Here is a 21,500-nt window from a genome sequence, read left to right as displayed (position 1 = left end):
TCGGTGGCGTGTATCCAATCAATGCGTCCGCGTAGCTTTTGTCCGTCACGCATAAGGTTCTCTTAAGGTTCAACTGCTCAGATAGGAGGAGATGGTTGCGTCAGGCCGAAGCACAAGAACGCTTGGCCTCGCCGGCAGATGAGAGCTGCTGGTTGTACGCTCAACGAAAAAGACAACCGAGAAAAACAACGATGCGTAACGGACGAAAATCCGCTCGAGAGACAGAGAAGGCACTCTGCAGAACCACTTACATGATGGAGTTGGCGCGCGGCAGTTCGTACATTGCCAGCACGTTGACGCCGGCGACGCAACAGGCCGCCATTGCCGAAGTCTTGAACGAATTTCGCGCGCAGCACGGCGCCGACAGACTGCTCATATTCCGCGACCTGCTCGCGGAGAGCCTCAAGAATCGCAAGGACACGCTCGCGGCGGAAGCCGTACTGAGTTTCGATCTGCCCAAGTCGCGCGAGCCTTAATTCGCGATCAGCTTCAGTCCCGCCGGCAGCGACTCGCCGAACACGCGGCCTTCGTCGGCGTTATCGAGCTCGACGCTCTCGCTCACCATGGTGATCCACGCACGCGGCGCGTTGGCCGCTTCGAGCCGGCGCACTACCGCAAGACGCAAGTCTTCGGGCAAGTCGCGCGAGCGGTCGCCGGTCATGCGAGCGATCTGAACGGCGGCAAACGCGGCAGGATCGACCTTCTTCCAGTCGAGCGCGAGGATTGCGTTAAGCCATGCTCCGGCAATCTCAGACGGCACGACGCTATGCGCGCTGCCGTAAAACGGCCGCCGTGCGCCGATACGGCCGACTGCCCACCAGCTTTGATGATTTTCAGCGGGTTTCTTCAGACGCATCAGCACCGATTCGCCGAGCTCGATCTTGCGCTCGACGGGAATCCGTTCGAGCGATGCGCTTAGCCGAACCATGTCGGTGAAGCCGGTTTTCGCCACGTCGAACGGCAGCTTGTGGCGCGATTGCGCGGCGCCTTGCAGATACGCCATCGCGTCGAGCACGCGCAATTGCGCGCTCTCGTCGAGTCCGCCGGCGGCGCGGCGCCAGAGCGTCCACCATTCCGACCAGACCTGGCTCTCGTTGACGTACTGGATGCCGTCGTCGAAGAGCGACCAGAGTTGTTCGACGCGCCATTCGTCGAGTGGATAACCGAAGCCCGGCCGCACGCAATAGCCGGCCAGATTCAGCCAGAGGCGCTCGTGATCCGCCGAGCGGCGCCGACGTCGCGCGCGTTCCCACAGCGCGCCGAACAGTTCGCGCAGCAACGCGCTGTTCCAGCTTTCGCGCGAGCCTAGCAGTTGTTCGAGTTGCGAGCGCAGGCGCTTGACTTCTTTTGGATCGACCTTCTGTGCGCGCGAGCCGAAGCAACGGTCGATGTGTTCGATCGCCTGGTCGAGCGCCGGATGACGGGCCGGTGCGGCGTCGCCCGCCAGGTTCACTTGCGCGCCTTCACGGCGCAACTGGAATTCGAGCAGCCAGCGCTGCGCGGGATTGTCGAGTTCGATGCAGTGGACTTCGAGCGTGCCCACTTCGGTCAGTGAGGTCGCGATCTGCACCGCGGTCTCGCGTGCGCTGCTCGCGCCGCGCGGCTGCACGATGGTCGCGATCGGCGGCAAGCGGACAAAGTCGCCGCCGGCGAGATCGATCAACTCGCCTGGTTGATACACCGTATCCGCGCTCGACGACACGAGGTGAAACCGTACCGGATGCCCGAGCCGCAGCGCGAAGGTGCGATCCGCGATCAGGATCTCGTGGCCTTCTTCCGTGCCGCGCGGCAGCAGACAGATGCCGCGTTGCACGGGCTCGGCATCTTGCTTGCCGTCGCCGGTCTCGTCGAGCACGAGGAAGTAACTGCGCGGCGCGCCGCCGCCGATTTTCGGCGCGTTGCCCGCGCGCGCGAGGGAATAGGCGACCGCGCCGCGTGCCACGGCGACATCGGGGTTGTCGTTGTGCAGCACGTTGAGCGCTTCGCCGCGCCACGTGCCTAAGGTGCTGGCCAGACGCTGCGTGAGCGCTTCGGCTCGAAACACGCCGCCGTTCAAGAGCAGTGTGTCGGGCACGGGCAACGCGTCTTCGCCTGGTGAACCGGATGACTCGGCGCCCAGCGCTTTACGCGACTGCGCGGCGAAGCGGCTTAGAAACGCCGCGATATGACGCGTGACCGCGGCATCGGTCGCATAGGGCAGGCCGAATTCGACGATCGCGCCACGCGGTCTGCCCGGCCGTTCGTGCGACGCCACCGCCGGAAAGAAGCCGTCGACGATGATCCGCTCGACTTCCTCGCGCGTGACCTGCGCCGTGCGTGCGCCGCCGATCAGCTTCGAGCCCGCGCCGAGCAGCGTGATCGAGGCGGAGTCGGGCGCCTGCGGGCCGAGCAATTGTTCCTTGGCATTGCGGCAACGCTCGACCAGTTGCGACAGGCTTGCCGCCGACAGGCGCGTGCGTTCGCCCGCCGGGTTCGCGCCCGGCAGCCGTGCTTCCACCAGATGCGCGAGCGCCAGATCCATGTTGTCGCCGCCAAGCATCAGATGATTGCCCACGCCGATTCGCGTGAGCTGCGGCTCGCCGTCGCGCAGGCTGACTTCGATCAGCGTGAGGTCGGTGGTGCCGCCGCCGACGTCGCAGATCAGGACGAGCCGCGTGTCCGCGAGCTCGCTTGCCAGCCGCTCGCGATGATGAAACAGCCAGTCGTAGAACGCCGCTTGCGGTTCTTCCAGCAGCTTCAGGTTGTGCAGGCCGGCCATGCGGGCGGCTTCCACGGTGAGCGCTCGCGCGCCTTCGTCGAAAGACGCCGGCACCGTGAGCACCACGTCCTGGCGTTCGAGCGGCGCGTCCGGAAAACGCTGGTTCCAGGCCGCGCGCACGTGCGCCAGATAGCTCGCGCTGGCTTCGACCGGCGAGACTTTGCGGACGTCGTCGGCGGCGCCCCACGGCAGGATCGGCGCGGTGCGATCCACCGACGCATGCGAGAGCCAGCTCTTCGCGCTCGATACCAGCCGGCCAGGCACCTGAGCACCCAGCACACGTGCGAGCCGGCCGATCACGACCGGCTGCGCGTCCCCTTGCGCGGTGGTCTGATTCGCACTGGACCACGGCAATTGCAGATCGCCGGGGTTCAGTTCGCCTTGCGCCGCGTGATAGCGCACCGAGGGCAGAAGCGGCCGCGCGGCCACTTCGCCGGGACTCACCAACTGCTCGATCTCGAAGACGCTGATCGACTGCGATCCCGCCTCCGCATAGGCGAGCACCGTGTTGCTGGTGCCGAGATCGATACCGACGCTATACCGCTTCATCTCATTCATGCATTCGCGTTGCCGCGCACGTCGAACTCGACTTTCCAGCGCTCGTCGGTGCCACGCGGCACGGCTTCGAGTTCGAGCGTGCCCGCCTCGGTGACGCGCGCATGCAACTTCACCGGCACGACTTCACCGGCAGTGCGGCCGGCGGCGGGCAGCGTCGCCTGAATCTCTTCGAGTTCCTGCAATTCCTCCGGGCCCCAGAAATCGAGCAGCGTGCCGACCTGATCCTGACGACGCACCGACGACCCGAAGAAACGGAAGTGCACCGGCTCGCCGACCACCAGCCCGAATTCCTGCGCGGGCAGTTCGGCATCGGTGCCTTCCTCCATCCCGAACGGCGCGACGCACAGCGCCTGGATGGGCGGCTCGAGACCGGGCACGGCGGGCATCGCCGATTCGATCGCGATGTAGTACGCGCGTGCCGTGCCGCCGCGAATCCGCACGCCGCGGCCGCGTCGCACGTAACCGTAATAGGCCGCGCCGCGCGCCACGGCGAGATCGAGATCGGCGCCTTCGAGCAGCCGTGCCGGCGCCGCGCCTTCCGCGGCGAGCCAGTTGTTGAGCGTGCTCATGATGCGTTCGACCAGCAGCGGCGACTTGAACACGCCGCCGTTGAACAGCACCGCCGTCGGATGCAGGAAGCTCGCATTCTCCGCAGCCGCGATGCCGCTCACGCCTGCGAGTTCAGCCAGCGCGCCGACTTGACGGCCGAGGAACGCCGCCAGATGCCGTGTGATGCCCGCGTCCTGCGCATACGGCAGGCCGAGCTGCGTCAGACCGGCACGCGCGCGGCTCACCGGACGCGCGGCGCTGTCCACCTGCGGGAAGAAGCCTTCGAGGATCGTCTGGGTCAGTTCGGCGCGCGTGAGCTCGGTGCGGATCGAGCCGCCGATCAGCTTCGAGCCGCGGCTCGGCACGACGAGCGGCACGGTGTCGGTGGCCGGATCGCTGAGCAGCGTTTCCTTGGCGGAGCGGCATGCATAGGTGAGCGCGCGCAGTTGCCACGCGTCGGCCTGGGTGCCTTGTGCCGCCAGCTTGCGCGCGACCACGTGCGCGAGCGCGAGGTCCATGTTGTCGCCGCCGAGCAGAATGTGTTCGCCGACCGCCACGCGATGCAGTTCGAGGTTGCCTTCGCGCTCGATCACGGCGATCAGCGAGAGGTCGGTCGTGCCGCCGCCCACATCCACCACGAGGATGATGTCGCCGACCTTGACCTGCTTGCGCCAGTCGCCGCCGCTCTTCTGGATCCAGCTATACAGCGCAGCTTGCGGTTCTTCCAGCAGCGTCATGCGGCCGAAGCCGGCGGCCTCGGCGGCTTCGGCGGTCAGCTCGCGCGCGGCCGGATCGAACGATGCGGGGATCGTCACCGTGATGTCCTGCTCGCTGAACGGCGCATCGGGATGCGCGTGGTCCCAGGCTTCGCGCAAATGCGTCAGATAACGCACCGAGCTTTCGAGCGGCGAGACGCGCGCGACTTCAGGCGGCGCGTCGTTCGGCAAAATCGCCGCGCGCCGGTCGACGCCTGGATGGCACAGCCAGCTCTTCGCGCTCGACACCAGCCGGATCGGCGTGGCCGCGCCGCGGCTGCGGGCGAATTCGCCGACCGCGAATTCGCGCTGGCCGGTCCACGGCAAATACAGGTCGCCCGAGGCGAGTTCGTCCGGATGCGGCAGATAGAGGAACGAGGGCAGCAGATCGAGGTTGTCGATCGCGCCGGGGCCCGTCAGCTGCGCGATCGGCAGCACGCCTTGCGCGGTCTTTTCGCCGTCGCTGGCGGTGGTGTCCACGTAGGACAGCGCGCAGTGCGTGGTGCCTAGGTCGATGCCGATGGCGTAGCGTGATTGGCGTGCGTCGCTCATAGCTCCACCTCGGCCGGTGCGATCACTTTCGCGTTGTGGCTGTCCGCGAGTTTCGGCAGACGCACTTCTTCGACGCGCCAGCCGCGATGGCTGATGCTGCCGTTGAACGGCGCCTTACCGACGACATTGCCGGTCAGGCGGATCGAAGCGGCGTCGAAACCTTCGGCCAGCGTGACGCGGCTGCCTTCGGCTTCGTCGCGCACCGGGCGGATCGTGAAGTGCTCGCGCAGCGTCGCGCGGCAACCGTCGTGCACGAGGCGCGCCGCCGCGCCGATGTCGGCGTCGCTGTAGCTCTTGATGTCTTCCTCGACGAAATCGATGAAGCGCGCGTCGCGTTGCAGCAGGCCGAGCAGTTGCAACGCGGCGTCGGGGCTCGCTTCCTTCAGCACGGGCGCCGGCTGCGGTGCGGGAGCGGGAGCGGGAGCGGGAGCGGGAGCGGGAGCCGGGGCGGGCGCGGCGCTGGCGGCCACGCCGCAGTCACGCAAACGCAAAACGCCGGCGGCGAATTCGCCGTCGCCGAGAATGCGGAAAAACGTGCCGACGGCCAGGGAAATCCTGCCGAGGAAGGATGGGTTCGAATCGGTCATAAATGCTCCTGAGGTGCTCTGTTAAAGGACGAGCTGTCCTGGCTGCGCCGCACGCGATTGGCCGCCAAGCCGCGCAGGGCTTGGGCGGGCCGTCGTCGTGCGAGTTTGCGAAGGCCGGCGGCGTGCGTGCCGCCGGCGTCTGATTCGGCCGGATGCGCGGCGCGGTTTGCGCGCGCAAAACCCGTATTTTGCCTTGTGGCGCGCCCGAAGCGGGCAAAGCCGGCCATTCTAGCGGGCAATGCGGCGAGATTGGCGGGTTGTCACGGGCGTGTGGCAAGCACTTGCTTGCGGCTCTTTTGCGCGTTGTTCACGCGTTGTGCGGGCCGAATTCGGCCACGACCTGGTCGATGAACGCGCGCAGTTTCGGCGTGACGCGGCTGGCGGGGAACACCAGATGCATCGGCCGCGCGGTGGCCTCATAGCCGGACAACAGGCGCACGAGGCGGCCGGCCGCGAGTTCATCCCTGACCGCCACTTCGGGTGCGAGCATCACGCCGCCGCCGTTGAGCGCGGCGGCCAGCAGCGCCTTCACGTCATTGACCTCGAAGCGGCCGGCAATCGGCACCACGTGCTCGCCCTGAGCGTCGGCGAAACGCCATTCGGTGTCGGCCGGCATGCTCGCATAGAGGAAGCTCAGACACTCGTGCGCCGTCAGTTCTTGCGGCGTGCGCGGTTCGCCGCGTTCCGCCAGATAGCCGGGCGACGCACAGGCGACCAGGCGGTAAGGCATCAACGGCCGCGCGATCAGCGACGAATCCGACAGCGCGCCGAGGCGGATCGCAGCCTCGTAACCCTCGTCGATCAGATCGACGAAGCGGTCGGTCAGCGTCAACTCGACCCGCACCTGAGGATGTGCTTTCAGATAGCGCGTGATCATCGGCGCGAGACAGCAGGCGCCGAACGTGACAGGCGCGGTAATACGCAAGCGTCCGCGTGGCGACGCCGACAGTTCCTGGGCCACCGACTCGGCCGCCGCGGCGTCGGCCAGCAGCGCCTTGCAGCGCTCGTAGAAGATCTGGCCGATCTCGGTGAGGCTCTGGCGGCGCGTGGTGCGGTTCAGCAGACGGGCGCCGACGCGCTCTTCGAGCGTGCTGACATGCTTGCCGGCCATTTGCGACGAGATGCCGAACGCGAGCGCCGCCGCGGCGAACGAGCCGCTGTCCGCCGTTTTGACGAAGATCGCCATGCTGGTCAGCCGATCCATGATTCCCCACTCCTGATTTCGACAGCCGTCGAATTGCGGATATTTATTCCGTTTAAGTTTTGAATCATAGTGGTTTTCACCGTCGGGCGGGTGCTCGACGGAGCGATCCTCGGACATGCATGGAGTGTGAAACATGAAGATAGGCATTCTCGGCGCGGGCTTTATCGGCCGCGCGATGGCGACTTTGGCGAAGCGGAACGGTCACGAAGTCATGATCAGCAATTCCCGCGACCCGCGGACGCTGATCAGCACGGCTGCGGCGATAGGGTGCGCGCTCGGCACGGCGCAACAGGCGGCGTCGTTCGGCGAGGTGGTGGTGGTCGCCGTGCCGTTCGGCAACATCGGCGCGCTGCCGGCGGCGGCGTTGGAGGGCAAGATCGTGATCGACACGTGCAATCACTATCCCGAGCGCGACGGCCGGATCGAGGCGCTCGACAGTCACGCCAAGACCACCAGCCAGATGCTTGCCGCCGCGTTGCCTGGCGCTCGCGTGGTGAAAGCTTTCAACGCGATTCTGGCGAGGGATCTCGAAACCGACGGGTCAGCGCCGCATACGCCGAAGCGCCGCGCGTTGCCGTTTGCCGGTGACGACGAGCACGCCAAACGCGTCGTGAGCGGGCTGCTGGATCAGTTCGGTTTCGATCCCGTCGATGCCGGCGCGCTGGCAGACAGTTGGCGCTTCGAGCGCGCCAAGCCGGTGTATTGCATTCCGTTCGACCGCGCCGGCATGCTGGAGGGATTGGCCGCGGCACAGCGGGATGTGGAGTTGCCGCATGGATCGTGGCGGCATTGATTGCCGTTGTCGCCGATTGTTTTGGAAACTGGAGCGTCGGTGCGAATCGCGGCGCGCATACCATGGACCGCGTAGCTGTCCTCGTGCGCGTCGTCGCTGGCCTTGCGCCCCAGCGTTGTTGGCCGCTGATATCGCGCGCACCGCAAGAGCGCGTCACGCCGGACCTCGCCCCGCGACCCGAGCCATCTTCAAGCGCGGATAGCGATGCGGCGCAGAAAGATGGGATCGAAATACGCGCGAGAGCAGAGCGCCAGCGCGCCAATGCCAGGCACGGCAACGCTCCGCTTGTAAGGAGATAGTCAACATTCCTATACTTAACTCGCTTGCCTGGTTTTTTCCCAGCCGGGAGATGCCGGGAGAGATGCGCAAGCGTGAGTCGCCCACGCTGCACACCAGTGTGCCGATCAAACGCATCGAGCTGGAGCCGGGATGACAGACGAAAGGCGCTCGCCGCGCAAGACCACCGTCACACTCGCTGTCGCGACCGCCGCGTTGGCGGCGGTCATCTTCATCGCCGATACCGCCACGCTGCTCGACATCGCCGTCGCGACGCTCTATGTGGTCGTCGTGCTGATCGCCGCGCGCTTTTGCAAGCCGCGAAGCGTCGTGCTTGTCGGACTCGGCTGCGTGGCGCTCACGGTCTTGAGCTGGGCGCTCGCGCCGCCCGCCCGCCCGAGCGTGGAGACCCTCATCAACGAGTTCATCAGCATCGTGACGATCGGCGTCGTGACGGCCCTGGCCTTGCACGCGCAGCAAACGGTATCGACGCTGCGCAATCAGGCGAATCTTCTCGACCTGACGCACGACCCCATCTTCTCGCGCGACATGGACGGCAAGATCCTCTACTGGAATCGCGGCGCCGAGGAGTTGTATGGATTCAAGGGCGCCGAGGCGCTCGGCGCTGTCGCGCCCACGCTCCTGCAAACGACGTTCGTCACGCCGCTCGAGCAGATCATGACCAGGCTGCTGCGCGAAGGCCGCTGGGAGGGCGAGCTCATCAACCGCAAGGCGGACGGCACGTCCGTCGTCGTAACGAGCCGCTGGTCGCTCCAGCGCGACAATGCAGCACAACCCGCGCTGATCCTGGAGACCAACATCGACATCAGCGAACGCAAGCGGATGGAGGAGGCGCTGCAGCAGGCACAGTCCGATCTCGCGCGACTGAACCGCGTCCTGGTGGTCGGCGAAATGACCGCGTCGATCGCCCATGAGGTCAATCAGCCGATCGCCGCTGTCGTCACGAGTGCGAACGCGGGCCTGCGCTGGCTCGATGCCCGGCCGCCGGTGCTCGAGGAAGTCCGGCAGGCGCTCACGCGCATCGAGAAGGACGCCAACCGGGCCCGCGAGGTGGTGAGCCGCGTACGCGCGCTCGTCAAGAAGGTACCGCCACGCATCGAGCACTGGGATCTCAACGAAGCTGTCGGCGAAGTCGTGGCGCTGACGCGCCCCGAATTGCTGCGCAACGGCGTCGGCTTGCGCAACGATCTTTCGGATGACGTCCGCCTCGTCAAGGGTGACCGTGTGCAGCTGCAACAGGTGCTGATGAACCTGATCGTCAACGCCATCGAAGCGATGACCGGCGTGCACGGCAGGCCGCGCGAGCTGACGATCAGCACAGCCAGGGCCGACCCGGACACCGCCATGGTCGAGGTACGCGACACGGGCACCGGTATCGACCCTGGCCACCTCAACCGCCTGTTCCAGTCGTTCTATACGACGAAGGCCGAGGGCATGGGCATGGGCCTCGCAATCAGCCGGTCCATCGTCGAGACGCATGGCGGACGGCTCGAAGCCGCGCCGAACGAGCCGCACGGCGCCGTCTTCCGCTTCACGCTGCCGACCAGAAAGAACGCGCAGGCGAGCACGGAGGTGCTGCGCTCGTAGCGAGCGCGGTCTGATCGCGGGGTGAACCCGGGCATCTCATGGGGGGCACGCGGCGTAGAGCCACGTCGTCACCAGGCGCTGTCACGAGTCTCGCGAACGCCTCACGTCACGCTCACCGCCCGAGACGCAAGCTGCGACGGCGACGGATTTCGATCATGGCGTGCCGAGCACACGCGTCAGATGGCGCTCGAGCGTGGCGGCGTCGGGCGGCTTTTCGAGCAGGGCCAAGGCGCCGGTCGCGGCCACCCGCGCGCGCAGCGCATCGGAGGGAAAGGCTGTCATGAGGAGCGTCGGCGGCGCAGCGCCGAGCGCGAGCAGGTGCTCGAACATCTCAATGCCCGACATGCCGGGCATGCGCACATCGGAAATCAGGCACCCCGTCCCGGCGGTGCCCGCCGGCGGCATCGACTGCAGGTATGCCTCGGCCGAATCGAAGGTACGCGTCGGCCACCCCAGCGAGTGCACCAGGCTTTCGGTGGCGAGGCGGGCCGACTCGTCGTCGTCGACAATCGAAACAAGCTGGAGAGGACCCATAGGGACCACCTGGTGTGAGGCGTTCTCGATAGCGAAGAGCGCCAGCGTCCAGGATGAACGCTTCACTAGGAAGCGTAGTGCCAAGACGGCCGGATTCCCATGATACGAACGTATGGACCGGCACAGCGGCAACCGCCTTCGGAGTCACCGGACAAGTGCGGTTTCTGCGACGTTGCTGAGCCAATGGCCTGGCGCTCTGAGGCGGGCAGCGCGCAGTCCGTCGGGGTCTTCGCCAGAATCATGTCTGGTGGTGGGCATTCAAGCGTCACGTACCATCGGATAGCGGACTCTCGCCGCTTAAGCACGCTTCTCGTGTCATCGCTACACGCCTCGCTATACACTCCGACCGCGCGTCGGTCGCCTCCGAAGCGCCACGGCAATTACCCGAACACCGTTCCCGCCCACCGCTCAATAGGCCGCGCGCAGAGCCTCGGTGGCGAGGGTGAGCCGCGACGCGATGACCTTCACCAGAAAGCGATGAAACTGCTGCGCGGCTGCGGGGTTGTCTTGCTCGAGCGCAACGAGCGCGGCCAGCGACAGCCTGCGCACGCGCGTCGGCACCTCGGCGAACACGTCCGCGCTGCGCGGCTGCTGCGTGTACACGGCCATTTCGCCGACGACCGTGCCCGGGCCGGAAGCGCGCAGCCGCACCGACCGCCCGTTGCCGAGCGGCAGCGAAACCGCGACCCGCCCGCGCTCGATGATGTAGAGTGCGTCGCCCGGCTCCCCGCGACGAAACAGCGGCTGGCCGGCTAGCAACTCATGCACTTCGAGATAGGTGGACAGGGTGTCCAGCGCGCTGGCCGTGAAATGCCGCGCGAGCATCGCGTGGAGGTCGTCACCGCGTTTCGGCGCCAGCGCGTTTGAGGCGAGCAGTTGGTCTTCGACCCATTCCAGGCCCGCATCGAGCGTGTCGAATTCACGAATCCGCAGATTGAGCGTGCCGGTTTTAGTCAGCAGATCGCGCGAGTGCGGCGGCAGCGCGGTCAAGATCAAGTCTGCGTGGGTCGCCGCGCAGAGCTGCCGCAGTTTGACGAAGCTGATCGATACCGACGCGTCTATGCCTTGGGTCGACGCGAAGTCGAGCACGACGAATCGGACCGACGCCGGTTCGCGCGCGGCGAGCCGCTCGCGTATGCGGTGGAGAATCGAGTTGGCCGTGCCGAAGAAGAGAAACCCTTGCAGGCACATTCCGCACACCTGTGCGCCGAGTCCGCACAGCGATTCGGTCTCCTCGATGTTGCGCTCGACATTCGATGTCCGGGTGAGCAGGTCGAATTCCATGCGTATGCAACTAACCCGCCCGTAGAGCAGCGTGAACATCACGCAGGCGGCGACGACGCCCGCGACCACGCCGATGATCACGCCCCAGGCCGCGATCGTGCCGAGTATGACGGGCACGAGCAGGTACTCGTACCAATTGAGCTTCGCATAGGCGCCGACAAGCCACTGCACGAGGAGGCGCAGCCCCATGAAAAGCTGGAGGCCGACGAGCACCGGCACGGGAAAGAGCGCGACGAGACCGGGCGACGCGGCAAGCACGACGAGGCACGCGAGCGACGCGAACACGCCCGCCAGCCGGCTCGTCGCGCCAACGCGCGCGTTGAGCATCGAGCGATTGAACGATTGGTAGCCGACCATTCCGCCCAGAAGCCCGCTCGCGAGATTGGCGAGGCCCGCGGCCCGCATCTCGCGATTGAGATCGACTTCCTCGCCCGTCGCCGCGCCGATTGCCGTCGAATTCATCAGGATCGTGACAGCCGAGACCGACGTGACGATGAGGCTCTCCGGAAGATGTGCGGCGATCGCCGACCAGTCGATGCCACTCTGCGCGAGCTGCGCTGTCAGGTGCAGCTCCGGAAACCCCGAGAGCCGCAGCGCCACGCGCGGCAGCAGCAGCCCCATGCCGCGCGCTTCGTCGATCGAGAGACCCGCGGCGCGCAGCAGGACGTAGAAGAGGACGATCCCGAAGGCGAGCGTAAGCGGCAGCGCCGCGACGTGCTTCCAGGTGCGCATCAGGATGGTGGCCAGCACCCCTACGACGAGCGCGGGGAGCCACGCGAGCCAGTGAAGATGCGTCAACAGCACGAGCGTCTGCCATTGCAGGGACTCGCCCGTCAGCACGCGGAACGCGCCGGCGAGGAGCAGATAGCCCGTGCCGGCGAGGAATCCGCCGAGGACCGGGTAAGGCAGGAACTGCAGCGAGCGGCTGCGCTTTGACGAACCGATCGCGTAGAGCACGATGCCGGTCACGAGTGAACAGAGCGCGATCGCGATCAGCACGGTCAGCAGGAGGGTCTGCGGGGAGCCGCCGTCCGCGCGCACGCTGCTCGCGACGCCTGCCGCCACACCCGCGAGAAACGCCGCCGCATTGCTGTCGGGGCCACCGATGTTCAGGCGCATCGAGCTCGTCAGGGAAATCACCAGCGCCGTGACGACACAGCTGACGAGCGCGGTGGGCACGCCGAGCATCGCGTAGCGGGCGAGATCGGCGCTGAAGATCATCGTGCCGAGGCTCATCGCGTAGCACAGCATGACGAGCGCCGATATCGCCCCGGCCGCCAGATCGCCGGGCAGCCCCGCGAGGCGCGAGCGTGGCGGGACGTCGGAGACGGAAACGGTCTTGCCCGGCTTCACGTGAATTCCCGGTGGAATGCGGAGGCGCGATAGGGAGCCGTCCAGTATCCGTCCTCGATCGAAAGCCTGTCAAACGCATACGCGGGCCGTGGCGGGCGCCTACACTGGGTATTCATCGGCACGATCCCCGACAGGCTCGGGGCCATTCGCATCGGCAAGCGGCGCGCGCTTTTCGGCCGCGCTTTGAGCCCATGGGAAGGAACCGGAAGCGGACCTGGGCGGCAGAGTGGCGCGCGCCGCCCGGCATTGCATGCAGGCGGCGAACATGGATATCGAGCAATGGCTGCACGTCCTGGGACTTGAGCAGTACGCGCTAGCGTTCGCGGCAAACGACATCGATCTGTCGCTGCTCGCGCAGCTGACCGATGGCGACCTGAAGGAGCTCGGGGTGCAGTCGCTCGGCCACCGCAAACGCATCCTCGCCGCCGCGCGTGACTCGGCGACAGCGGCCCAGCCGGCGGCGCGGGCGCCCTTCGCCGTGGACACCCCCGCGGACGAACGCAGGCAGGTCACGATCCTCTTTGCCGATCTCTGCGGCTTCACGGCGCTGTCGCGCACGCTCGATCCGGAGGAACTGCGGGCGCTGATCGGCCGCTACACGGCGCTCGTCGACGGCATCGTGCTCGCCTATGGCGGCACGACCGACAGGCACATCGGCGATGCGGTGATGGCGCTGTTCGGCGCTCCCCGCGCGCACGAGACGGACACGCTGCGCGCGGCCCGCGCGGCGCTCGACATCCATGACGCGCTGACCCAGTTGAGCGCGCAAGCGGGGCGGACGTTGCAGGCGCATGTCGGCATTGCGAGCGGCGAAGTGGTCGCGGGCGCGCTCGGCTGCGTCGACGCGCGGGACTACACCGTGACCGGCAATCCGGTGAACCTGGCCGCGCGGCTCCAGGCCGCGGCGGCGGCCGGTGAGACCTGGCTTTCCGATGACGTGGCGCGCGCGCTCGGCGATGCCGTTGTCTGCGACGCGATCGATGAGCAGCGGTTCAAGGGCATCGATACGCCGGTGCGGGCATGGCGGCTGCGCGCCATCGCGAGCGAATCGGCGAAGGCGAGTCAGAGCCTTTTCGTCGGACGCCAGGCGGAGCTCGAACAGTTTCACGGTATCGTCCACGCGTGCATCGCGAGGAGGGCCGGCCACGTGGTCCTGGTGCGCGGCGAAGCGGGCATCGGCAAGACGCGTCTCGTCGACGAGATGCGCCGCTACGCGCAGTCGCAGGGCTTCGCGATCCATCGGGGCCTCGTGCTCGATTTCGGCGTGGGCAAGGGGCAGGATCCCGTGCACGCGATCGTCGGCAGCCTGCTCGGCCTGCCGGCCGGCGCATCGAGCGACGCGCGCCAGGCCGCCGCCGCGCGTCTCGCCGCTGAGGGCGTCGTCAAGGCCGAGCAGCTCGCGTTTCTCCACGATCTCCTCGATCTCCCGCTCGCGGGCGAATGGCGAGCCCTCTACGACGCGATGGACCACGGCGCGCGCAAGCGCGGCAAGCAGGCGCTCGCCGCAAGACTGACCGAGGACGCGTGCAGGCAGGCGGCGACGCTGATCGTCGTCGAAGACCTGCATTGGGCTGACCCCGAAGTGCTCGACTATTTCGCCGCTTTCGCGTCGGGCATCTCGAACGGCCCGGGCCTCCTCGTGACGACCTCGCGCGTGGAAGGCGATCCGATCGATGCGGCGTGGCGCGCGCGCTGCCGGGACACCCCGTTCGCGACGATCGATCTCGGACCGCTGCGAAAGGACGAGGCCCTGAGCCTCGCGGGCAACTTCATCGACGCGACGCAGCGTGTCGCGCGCGCCTGCATCGAGCGCGCGGGCGGCAACCCGCTGTTCCTCGAGCAGCTATTGCGCAACGCGGAGGAGGGCGGCGGCAGCGCCGTGCCCGCCTCGATCCGCAGCCTCGTGCTCGCGCGGATGGACCGGCTCGCGCCACACGACCGCCTGGCCTTCCAGGCGGCCGCCGTGATCGGCCAGCGTTTCGACATCGCGTTGCTGCGGCGGCTCATCGACGATCCCGGCTACGTCTGCGACGGCCTGCTCGCCAATGCGCTCGTCCTGCCGGAGGGCGAAGACTTCCTGTTCGCCCATGCGCTGATTCAGGAGAGCGCGTACTCGACGCTGCTGCGCGCGCGCCGGCGCGAGTTGCACCGCTGCGCGGCCGACTGGTTCGCGCACGGCGACTCCACGCTGCACGCCCAGCATCTCGACCGCGCCGAGGACGAACACGCGCCGCGGGCCTATCTGGCGGCCGCGGGCGCGCAGCGCACGGCCCACCTGGTCGAGGCCGCGCTGCGCCTCGCCGAGCGGGGCCTCGAGGTCGCGCAGACAGATGCGGACCGGCACGCCCTGAGCTGTTGCAAGGGCGAGCTCCAGCGCGACCTCGGCGACATCGCGGGATCGACCGCTACCTATCGCGCGGCGCTGGCGGCCGCCCCCGACGACGCGAGTCTGTGCCGCTGTCAGCTCGGGCTTGCGGAAGGCCTGCGCGTGAGCGAAGGTCTCGACGAAGCGCTAGACCTGCTCGCGGCGGCGCAGCGGATCGCGGAGCGCGACGACCGGGTGGCTGAGCTCGCGAGCCTTCACCATCTGCGCGGCAACATCCTCTTTCCGCTCGGGAAGATCGATGCCTGCAGCGCCGAGCACGAACGCGGGCTCGCCTATGCGCGGCGCCTCGGCTTGCCGGAGGCGGAGGCCCGCGCGCTCGGCGGCCTCGCCGATGCCGCGTACGCGCAGGGGCGGATGCAGACCGCGTTCCGCCATTTCAGCGATTGCGTGGCCTTGAGCCGCGAGCACGGGTTCGGCCGCATCGAAGTCGCCAATCGTTCGATGCAGGGCTTCAGCCGCATCTATCTGAACGACGCGCGGCAGGCGTGCGAAGACGCCGTTGCCGCCGCGCGCGCCGCCGAGCTGATCGGGCAGCCGCGCGCGCAATTGCTGGGCGAGACGCTCGGCGTATTCGCCTGTTACGAGCTAGGCGATGTGCAGGCTGCACGGGTTCATCTGGAGCAGGAAATGCGGGTGATCCGGCAGTTGGGCGCGCGCCGATTCGAAGCGCAGAACCTGGAAATGCAGGCACGCGTATGGCTGGACGATGGATGCCGCGGCGAAGCGGTGAAAGCGCTTCGCGAGGCGCTCGCGATCTCGCGCGAAGTCGGCACGCAGTTCTGCGGGCCGAAGGTCCTGGGCGCTCTTGCCCGCGCGGTCGACGAGAACGACGAGCGTGCGCGGCTGCTGGTGGAAGGCGAGAATCTCCTGCGCCTCGGCGCGGTCGGCCACAACCACCTCTGGTTCTACCGCGACGCCATCGAAGCGATGCTGTCGGCCCGCGATCCGGCCGGCGTGCTGCTCTACGTGACGGCATTAGAGGACTACACGCGCCGCGAACCGCTGCCTTGGGCCGAGCTGTTCGCGGCGCGCGGCCGCGTGCTCGCGCGCACCCTGCGGGAGCACGCGGACGAAGCCGTGCGAAGCGAGCTCGGGCGCGTGCGAATCGAGCTGCTGCAGGCTGGCTTTCGGCACTACGTTGCCGCGGTCGATGCCGCGCTCGCCGCTTGAGGCGAGCGTCACGCCAGCGCCGCGTGTCTATCCGTCCGGCCGATCGAGTCCGCGCGGTTGCATGTCGGCCGGGGTCGAAGTGAGGCCTGAGCAGATGTAGAACTTCAGGCCTGGCGTTGCGACCTTGCGAGAAGTGACGGCCACGCTCGGCATCAGCGCAACATATGTCGGCGACCTGGATGGTCAAGACGCGGCCATGTACGTCATTCGCGCGCAAGGCCATCGAGCATTCGGACGTCGGCTGCGCACCGGCAACGATCAACCGCCGGGACGCATGTTGCGAATCGCCTTGTCGCGCGTTTGCTGCGCATCGACGATCAAGCGGTATGCGGCGTAATACTTGTAGATGTTGCGCACATACGTCGTGGTTTCGATGCCGATCTTCTCCGCGACTACGATCTCGACGTTATTGAACCACTTGTCCCGATCCAGCCCACGTGCGGTGGCTTCCGCGCGCATCCTGGCAATATTGGCGGCCCCCGCGTTATAACTCGCGAACGCAAACAATGCACGATTGGTGTCATCGAAGTGCGCGTCCTGAAAGTAGCGTGTCATCAGCCGATCCATGTATTTGGTGCCCGCATGGATGTTTGATTCGGTTACACCAATGTTTCCGACTGCCATTTCCTTGCCTGTTCCCGGCATCAACTGCATGACGCCGACCGCGCCAACGTGACTGCGCGCCGACTGGTTCAGCTGCGATTCCTGATAGCCCTGGGCGGCCAGCATCAGAGGATCGAAGCCATACTGCTTGCCATACTTCTCGAAGAGGGTCAGTGTTTCTTCGAAACGCTTGCGCTCCGCAGCACCTGAAGCATCAGTGACCTGCTTGATACGCTTCATGAACTGTGCGAGCCGATAGTCGATGACACCCTGCTTTTTGGCGAACTCGTTATAGAAATCGGTCGCCGCAGCCTGCAACTGCGGGCTGTTTTTCCTGATCGCCCAACCGACATAGCCTTCGCTGCGTACCACGAGATCCTCCCTGACCTTGATTCTGGGCAGAACCTGGGCCCATATCTTTGCTTTCCAGTCGTCGACCACCACGATGCCGAGCATCCCCGCATTTAGCATTTCGAGTATGTCCTCATCTTCGAGTGCGTCGGGCAGCAGCGTGATCTGCATGACCGGCTTGCCTCCTTTCCTGAACCGGTCGTTGAGCGCGGTCAGACTCTCGTAGTAACTCGTCACCTTACGTACATACACCTGCTTTCCCGCGAGGTCGTCCAGCGTGGCGATAGCCGGAGCGCGAGGACCGGTCACGATCAGTTCGCGGACCGGCTTGCGGTCACGCGGCGCAACAAAGTCGACAAGCTTGCGCCGTTCATCGGTCGCCGTCAGGTTGCCCGCCGAGATATCGCCCAAACCGGCCTGCAGGTTCGTCAGAAGTTTGTCCCGGGTTGTCGGAATCAGAAAGACCGTGACCGGGCGTTTGCCAAGCCGGCTGGCGTAGCGGGTGTTGACGTAACGTTCGAAGTCTCGTGCGAGTTCAGCGGTCAACCCGCGTTCTCGACCTTTGTCGGCGAAGTACAGCGTCCGGCTGTACGGCACGAGAAAGCGGATCATGCGGCGCTCGAGCATCGCGTCGAAGTCGCCGGTCCACGGTTTGACCGCGAGGTTCAACCGGCGGGCTTTCGCGACAGCGGCCGGGGGCGATGATGCGGGTGCGGCAGCGGACGCACTCTGTCCCGGCTCGGCTCGCGCCGGCGACAACGACGAGAGCACCGAGATCCCAACCAGCAGGGCGGCAAGAAAACGAAGTCCCGTCATGGCGTACCCTTCCCATGCGAACGATTGCCCGGAAAACGTATGACATTTTGCGTCGGCGTATTCGCGGTTCTGTCGCAGCAGGTCGCTACGGAGCTTCGACTGGCGATCGCGGTTGCACGCCCCCTGAGCCCGTGCATCGGATGCGGTGCGTGACAGCTAAAGGCTGCCACATATGCCGCATCGCTGCCACGCTATCCGCTCCATTACGAATCCCGTGGATGGGCGGATCGGTACGGACGAGCCGCCCTGAGTTGCACTACTTCAGCACACCAGTGCGCCTGGCGATATGCGTGGACATCGCGTCCATCAACGGCGGGTTGAGCGCGTCGTACGGTGGGAGTCCGAGCTCAGTGAGCCGTGCGCGCACGTCGTCCATCTGTTCCGGTTTCGCGCCGCCAGCTTCGATTACCGACGAGACGAAGGCCGCAAAGCGCGGCTCTTCCCAGCCGCTTTCATCGGAGAGTTCGACGTGAATGAAGTCGAGACCGTAGAACGGATGGTCACGGTTTTCTATCCGGCCATACATGTGCGCTCCGCACGCCTTGCAGGCATGACGTTGGATGGCCGCTTTCTCGTCGACGATCTGGAGCTTCTCGGCATGAGCGGTGACCGTGACCTTGTCGCGCGGCACCACGCCTATCATTGCGAAAGCTGCGCCAGCCGGTTTCCAGCATTTCGTACAGCCGCAAATGTGGTTGTGCGCGACGTTACTCTCTACCCGGACTTCGACTTTGTCGCTCGGGCATTGGCAGTGGAGCGTGCCGCCGGTGAAACCGGGGGTGCCCTTCTTGACGCCGGCGTCCACTGACGGGTGTATTGTCAAGGTACTCATTCTGTCACCTCCAATGTTTCTGAATGAAAATCGGCGCGATGAAGTTGCACCGAAGACGGCGCACAGTCGTGTCCTAGTAGTTGATCACCGTGCGAATCGATTTGCCGTCGTGCATCAGATCGAATGCTTCGTTAATCTGATCAAGCGGCAATCTGTGCGTGACGAACGGGGCAAGCTGAATATCGCCTCGCATGGCGTCTTCCACCATGCCCGGCAGTTGCGAGCGGCCCTTCACGCCACCAAATGCTGTGCCTTTCCATGTGCGGCCCGTCACCAGCTGGAACGGGCGTGTCGAGATTTCCTGACCGACCCCCGCAACACCTATGACGACGGACTGTCCCCAGCCGCGGTGTGCGCACTCGAGCGCCGCACGCATGATATTGACGTTGCCGATGCATTCGAATGAATGGTCGACGCCCCAACCGGTCATCTCGACGATGACCTGCTGGATCGGCTTTTCATGGTCTTTCGGATTCACGCAATCCGTGGCGCCGAAGACTTTCGCCAGCTCGAACTTCGAAGGGTTGGTGTCGATCGCGATGATCCGGCCGGCCTTGGCCTGGCGAGCCCCCTGAATGACAGCGAGCCCGATGCCGCCGAGTCCGAACACGGCGACGCTGTCGCCAGGCTGCACCTTCGCGGTATTGTGCACGGCGCCGATACCCGTTGTGACGCCGCAACCCAGCAGGCAGACCTGTTCGTGATTCGCAGCCGGATTGATCTTTGCAAGGGAGACTTCGGCGACCACGGTGTACTCGCTGAACGTCGAGCAACCCATGTAGTGATAGATCGGCTGGCCGTTGTAGGAGAAGCGGGTGGTACCGTCCGGCATCACGCCTTTGCCCTGGGTGGCACGTACGGCGACGCACAGGTTCGTCTTGCCCGACTTGCAGAACAGGCATTCGCCGCACTCCGCGGTGTAAAGCGGGATCACGTGGTCGCCGGGCTGGACCGAGGTGACGCCTTCGCCGATTTCCACGACAACGCCTGCGCCTTCATGGCCGAGCACGCAGGGAAACAGGCCTTCAGGGTCGTCGCCCGAGAGCGTGAAGGCGTCCGTGTGGCATACGCCCGTATGGGAGATCTTTACCAGCACTTCGCCTTTGTTCGGCGGCGCAACATCGATCTCGACGATTTCCAGGGGTTGTCCTGGACCGAATGCAACTGCAGCACGTGATTTCATGACTGATCCCTTAGTGACTTGCGCGATTAAATTTGTATAGACAAGTCTGCACAATTAAAACATCTGCCGCAAGAGGTTTTGATCCGGAAGCGGTCAATCCTCGGGAAACTCCTTACATATTAAGAGTACTTAGCATCATGCCGGGAAGCGTTGCACCAAGTGAATTGAAGTGCCCTCGCGAGTGTCTTTAGAAAAACTAAGCCTCGGCTGTAGTTCAAATCGTTTGATGATCTGCTGCTGTTGTTCCTATTCTTTGCCCACTGGACGATTGATTGAACACGAAAGGGGGCAGGGAATGTATTTGCGGAACGCGTGGTATGTCGTTGCCTGGAGCGACGAGATCGAAGACAAGCCGGTGAGGCGAATCATTCTGGAGGAGCCGGTCGTACTCTATCGCGGTTTGGAGCATGCGGTGATCGCGCTTGAAGATGCGTGCCCGCATCGCAAGCTGCCTCTTTCGATGGGCGAGGTGACGGGCGACAACCTGCGCTGTGGTTATCACGGACTGGAGTTCGGTCCCGACGGCGTTTGCGTGCATGCGCCGGGTCTTGCCAGGATTCCACCGAAGGCCTGCGTGAGACGCTATCCGGTAGCCGAACGCTACGGATTGGTCTGGATCTGGACGGGCAACCCCGAGTTGGCTGATCCCGACGAAATACTGACCGTTGCGCACTACGACGATCCGGCGTGGGGCGTCAATCTCGGTCCTGCGATGGACGTCAACTGCGGCTATCAGTACATGACGGATAACCTGCTCGATCCGTCTCACGTCACGTATGTCCACAAGACTTCGCTGGGTAACGTCGCCACCGCGGATGTACCAGTCAGGATGACGGTCCTCGATAACGGCGTGCTCGCCTCGCGATGGATGCTGGACTGCGAACTCGCGCCGTTCTTCCGCCCGTATGTGAGCTTCGCCGGACATGCCGACCGGCTGCAGCATTATGAAGTGCGCTATCCGTCGCACGCGATTATTCGCGACATCATTGCACCGGCGAATTCTGGCGCGCCGCAGGGGCGGTTGCATCCGGACGTGTTCCTGCTCGACTCATATAACTTCGTTACGCCGGTGACCGAGCATACCTGTCGCTACTTCTGGTTTCAGGTGCGCAACTTCCGGCCCGATTGCGCGTCGACAGACCGCGCGCTCACCGACGATTTCATCAACGCATTCAATGAGGATCTGGTCGTGCTGTCCGCGGTCGATTACGGCATGACGAACAAGCGAACGCCTAATACGGACATTGAAACCGACGCTGCGCCGCTGCGTTTTCGCCGCATGCTGCAAAAGATGATCGAAGCCGAACATGCGCCGCAACAGGTCACGTCGTGACATGCCCGGAGATAC

The 21,500-nt window shown here is 65.5% G+C and carries 14 protein-coding genes; 5 read left to right on the top strand and 9 right to left on the bottom strand.

Features of this window, described 5'->3' with window-relative positions:
* Nucleotides 1–251: 251 nt before the first annotated feature.
* Complete coding sequence (locus tag P0D73_RS06460) at nucleotides 252–476, top strand: hypothetical protein (protein ID WP_132376887.1); 225 nt, start codon at nucleotides 252–254, stop codon at nucleotides 474–476.
* Here P0D73_RS06460 and P0D73_RS06455 read toward each other — a convergent pair.
* The 4 genes from P0D73_RS06455 to P0D73_RS06440 all read right to left on the bottom strand — a co-directional run bounded on the left by P0D73_RS06455 (nucleotide 473) and on the right by P0D73_RS06440 (nucleotide 6,963).
* Nucleotides 473–3,316: an Hsp70 family protein gene (locus P0D73_RS06455; RefSeq protein WP_408430417.1), complete on the bottom strand. Its 2,844-nt coding sequence runs from the start codon at nucleotides 3,314–3,316 to the stop codon at nucleotides 473–475. The two genes, P0D73_RS06460 and P0D73_RS06455, sit on opposite strands and share 4 nt — an antisense overlap.
* Nucleotides 3,313–5,172 (bottom strand): Hsp70 family protein, encoded by a 1,860-nt coding sequence (locus P0D73_RS06450; protein ID WP_408430415.1) that lies wholly within the window; start codon nucleotides 5,170–5,172, stop codon nucleotides 3,313–3,315. Before P0D73_RS06450 ends, P0D73_RS06455 begins: the two co-directional genes overlap by 4 nt.
* On the bottom strand, nucleotides 5,169–5,759 hold the full coding sequence (locus P0D73_RS06445; protein ID WP_408430413.1) for a DUF2760 domain-containing protein: 591 nt from the start codon (nucleotides 5,757–5,759) through the stop codon (nucleotides 5,169–5,171). The genes P0D73_RS06450 and P0D73_RS06445 overlap by 4 nt, the downstream gene beginning before the upstream one ends.
* A gap of 307 nt (nucleotides 5,760–6,066) precedes the next feature.
* Nucleotides 6,067–6,963 carry a LysR family transcriptional regulator gene (locus P0D73_RS06440; protein ID WP_408430411.1) on the bottom strand — a complete coding sequence of 299 codons (897 nt, stop codon included), beginning with the start codon at nucleotides 6,961–6,963 and terminating at the stop codon, nucleotides 6,067–6,069.
* A gap of 133 nt (nucleotides 6,964–7,096) precedes the next feature.
* Between P0D73_RS06440 and P0D73_RS06435 the strand changes: the two genes are divergently transcribed.
* Nucleotides 7,097–7,756: an NADPH-dependent F420 reductase gene (locus tag P0D73_RS06435; RefSeq protein ID WP_408430408.1), complete on the top strand. Its 660-nt coding sequence runs from the start codon at nucleotides 7,097–7,099 to the stop codon at nucleotides 7,754–7,756.
* Nucleotides 7,757–8,248: 492 nt separating this feature from the next.
* A complete protein-coding gene (locus P0D73_RS06430) occupies nucleotides 8,249–9,640 on the top strand; it encodes a sensor histidine kinase (protein ID WP_165923836.1) in 1,392 nt (463 codons plus the stop codon).
* A 153-nt stretch (nucleotides 9,641–9,793) separates the two neighbouring features.
* On the opposite strand, the gene P0D73_RS06425 is transcribed toward P0D73_RS06430, so the two are convergent.
* Both P0D73_RS06425 and P0D73_RS06420 read right to left on the bottom strand, forming a co-directional pair.
* On the bottom strand, nucleotides 9,794–10,174 hold the full coding sequence (locus P0D73_RS06425; protein ID WP_408176617.1) for a response regulator transcription factor: 381 nt from the start codon (nucleotides 10,172–10,174) through the stop codon (nucleotides 9,794–9,796).
* Between the two features lie 408 nt (nucleotides 10,175–10,582).
* Complete coding sequence (locus P0D73_RS06420) at nucleotides 10,583–12,811, bottom strand: SLC26A/SulP transporter family protein (RefSeq protein ID WP_408176618.1); 2,229 nt, start codon at nucleotides 12,809–12,811, stop codon at nucleotides 10,583–10,585.
* 265 nt (nucleotides 12,812–13,076) lie between these two features.
* Between P0D73_RS06420 and P0D73_RS06415 the strand changes: the two genes are divergently transcribed.
* Nucleotides 13,077–16,367: an adenylate/guanylate cyclase domain-containing protein gene (locus P0D73_RS06415; RefSeq protein ID WP_408430404.1), complete on the top strand. Its 3,291-nt coding sequence runs from the start codon at nucleotides 13,077–13,079 to the stop codon at nucleotides 16,365–16,367.
* A gap of 258 nt (nucleotides 16,368–16,625) precedes the next feature.
* Here the strand turns inward: P0D73_RS06415 and P0D73_RS06410 are convergent, their stop codons facing one another.
* The 3 genes from P0D73_RS06410 to P0D73_RS06400 all read right to left on the bottom strand — a co-directional run bounded on the left by P0D73_RS06410 (nucleotide 16,626) and on the right by P0D73_RS06400 (nucleotide 20,152).
* Nucleotides 16,626–18,137, bottom strand: a complete 1,512-nt coding sequence (locus P0D73_RS06410) for an MltF family protein (RefSeq protein ID WP_408311168.1) — start codon at nucleotides 18,135–18,137, stop codon at nucleotides 16,626–16,628.
* Between the two features lie 256 nt (nucleotides 18,138–18,393).
* Entirely contained in the window at nucleotides 18,394–18,969 is a 576-nt protein-coding gene (gene gfa, locus P0D73_RS06405) for an S-(hydroxymethyl)glutathione synthase (RefSeq protein WP_132374384.1), read from the bottom strand.
* A 73-nt stretch (nucleotides 18,970–19,042) separates the two neighbouring features.
* Nucleotides 19,043–20,152: an S-(hydroxymethyl)glutathione dehydrogenase/class III alcohol dehydrogenase gene (locus tag P0D73_RS06400; RefSeq protein ID WP_408311171.1), complete on the bottom strand. Its 1,110-nt coding sequence runs from the start codon at nucleotides 20,150–20,152 to the stop codon at nucleotides 19,043–19,045.
* A gap of 295 nt (nucleotides 20,153–20,447) precedes the next feature.
* On the opposite strand from P0D73_RS06400, the gene P0D73_RS06395 reads away from it, so the two are divergent.
* Nucleotides 20,448–21,485, top strand: coding sequence for an aromatic ring-hydroxylating dioxygenase subunit alpha (locus P0D73_RS06395; protein WP_408430401.1), 1,038 nt, complete (start codon nucleotides 20,448–20,450; stop codon nucleotides 21,483–21,485).
* The last annotated feature ends 15 nt before the right edge of the window (nucleotides 21,486–21,500 follow it).

The sequence above is a fragment of the Paraburkholderia sp. RL18-101-BIB-B genome, assembly GCF_046026985.1.
Lineage (GTDB): Bacteria > Pseudomonadota > Gammaproteobacteria > Burkholderiales > Burkholderiaceae > Paraburkholderia.
The sequence above is the reverse complement of the archived record's forward strand: the minus strand, read 5'-3'. Positions and strand labels throughout refer to the sequence as shown.

What these genes read in the sequence shown, in the direction of transcription:
- P0D73_RS06460 (WP_132376887.1), top strand. Translation starts at nt 252, where the DNA reads ATGATGGAGTTGGCGCGCGGCAGTTCGTACATTGCCAGCACGTTGACG.
- P0D73_RS06455 (WP_408430417.1), bottom strand. Translation starts at nt 3,316, where the DNA reads ATGAATGAGATGAAGCGGTATAGCGTCGGTATCGATCTCGGCACCAGC.
- P0D73_RS06450 (WP_408430415.1), bottom strand. Translation starts at nt 5,172, where the DNA reads ATGAGCGACGCACGCCAATCACGCTACGCCATCGGCATCGACCTAGGC.
- P0D73_RS06445 (WP_408430413.1), bottom strand. Translation starts at nt 5,759, where the DNA reads ATGACCGATTCGAACCCATCCTTCCTCGGCAGGATTTCCCTGGCCGTC.
- P0D73_RS06440 (WP_408430411.1), bottom strand. Translation starts at nt 6,963, where the DNA reads ATGGATCGGCTGACCAGCATGGCGATCTTCGTCAAAACGGCGGACAGC.
- P0D73_RS06435 (WP_408430408.1), top strand. Translation starts at nt 7,097, where the DNA reads ATGAAGATAGGCATTCTCGGCGCGGGCTTTATCGGCCGCGCGATGGCG.
- P0D73_RS06425 (WP_408176617.1), bottom strand. Translation starts at nt 10,174, where the DNA reads ATGGGTCCTCTCCAGCTTGTTTCGATTGTCGACGACGACGAGTCGGCC.
- P0D73_RS06415 (WP_408430404.1), top strand. Translation starts at nt 13,077, where the DNA reads ATGGATATCGAGCAATGGCTGCACGTCCTGGGACTTGAGCAGTACGCG.
- P0D73_RS06410 (WP_408311168.1), bottom strand. Translation starts at nt 18,137, where the DNA reads ATGACGGGACTTCGTTTTCTTGCCGCCCTGCTGGTTGGGATCTCGGTG.
- gfa (WP_132374384.1), bottom strand. Translation starts at nt 18,969, where the DNA reads ATGAGTACCTTGACAATACACCCGTCAGTGGACGCCGGCGTCAAGAAG.
- P0D73_RS06400 (WP_408311171.1), bottom strand. Translation starts at nt 20,152, where the DNA reads ATGAAATCACGTGCTGCAGTTGCATTCGGTCCAGGACAACCCCTGGAA.
- P0D73_RS06395 (WP_408430401.1), top strand. Translation starts at nt 20,448, where the DNA reads ATGTATTTGCGGAACGCGTGGTATGTCGTTGCCTGGAGCGACGAGATC.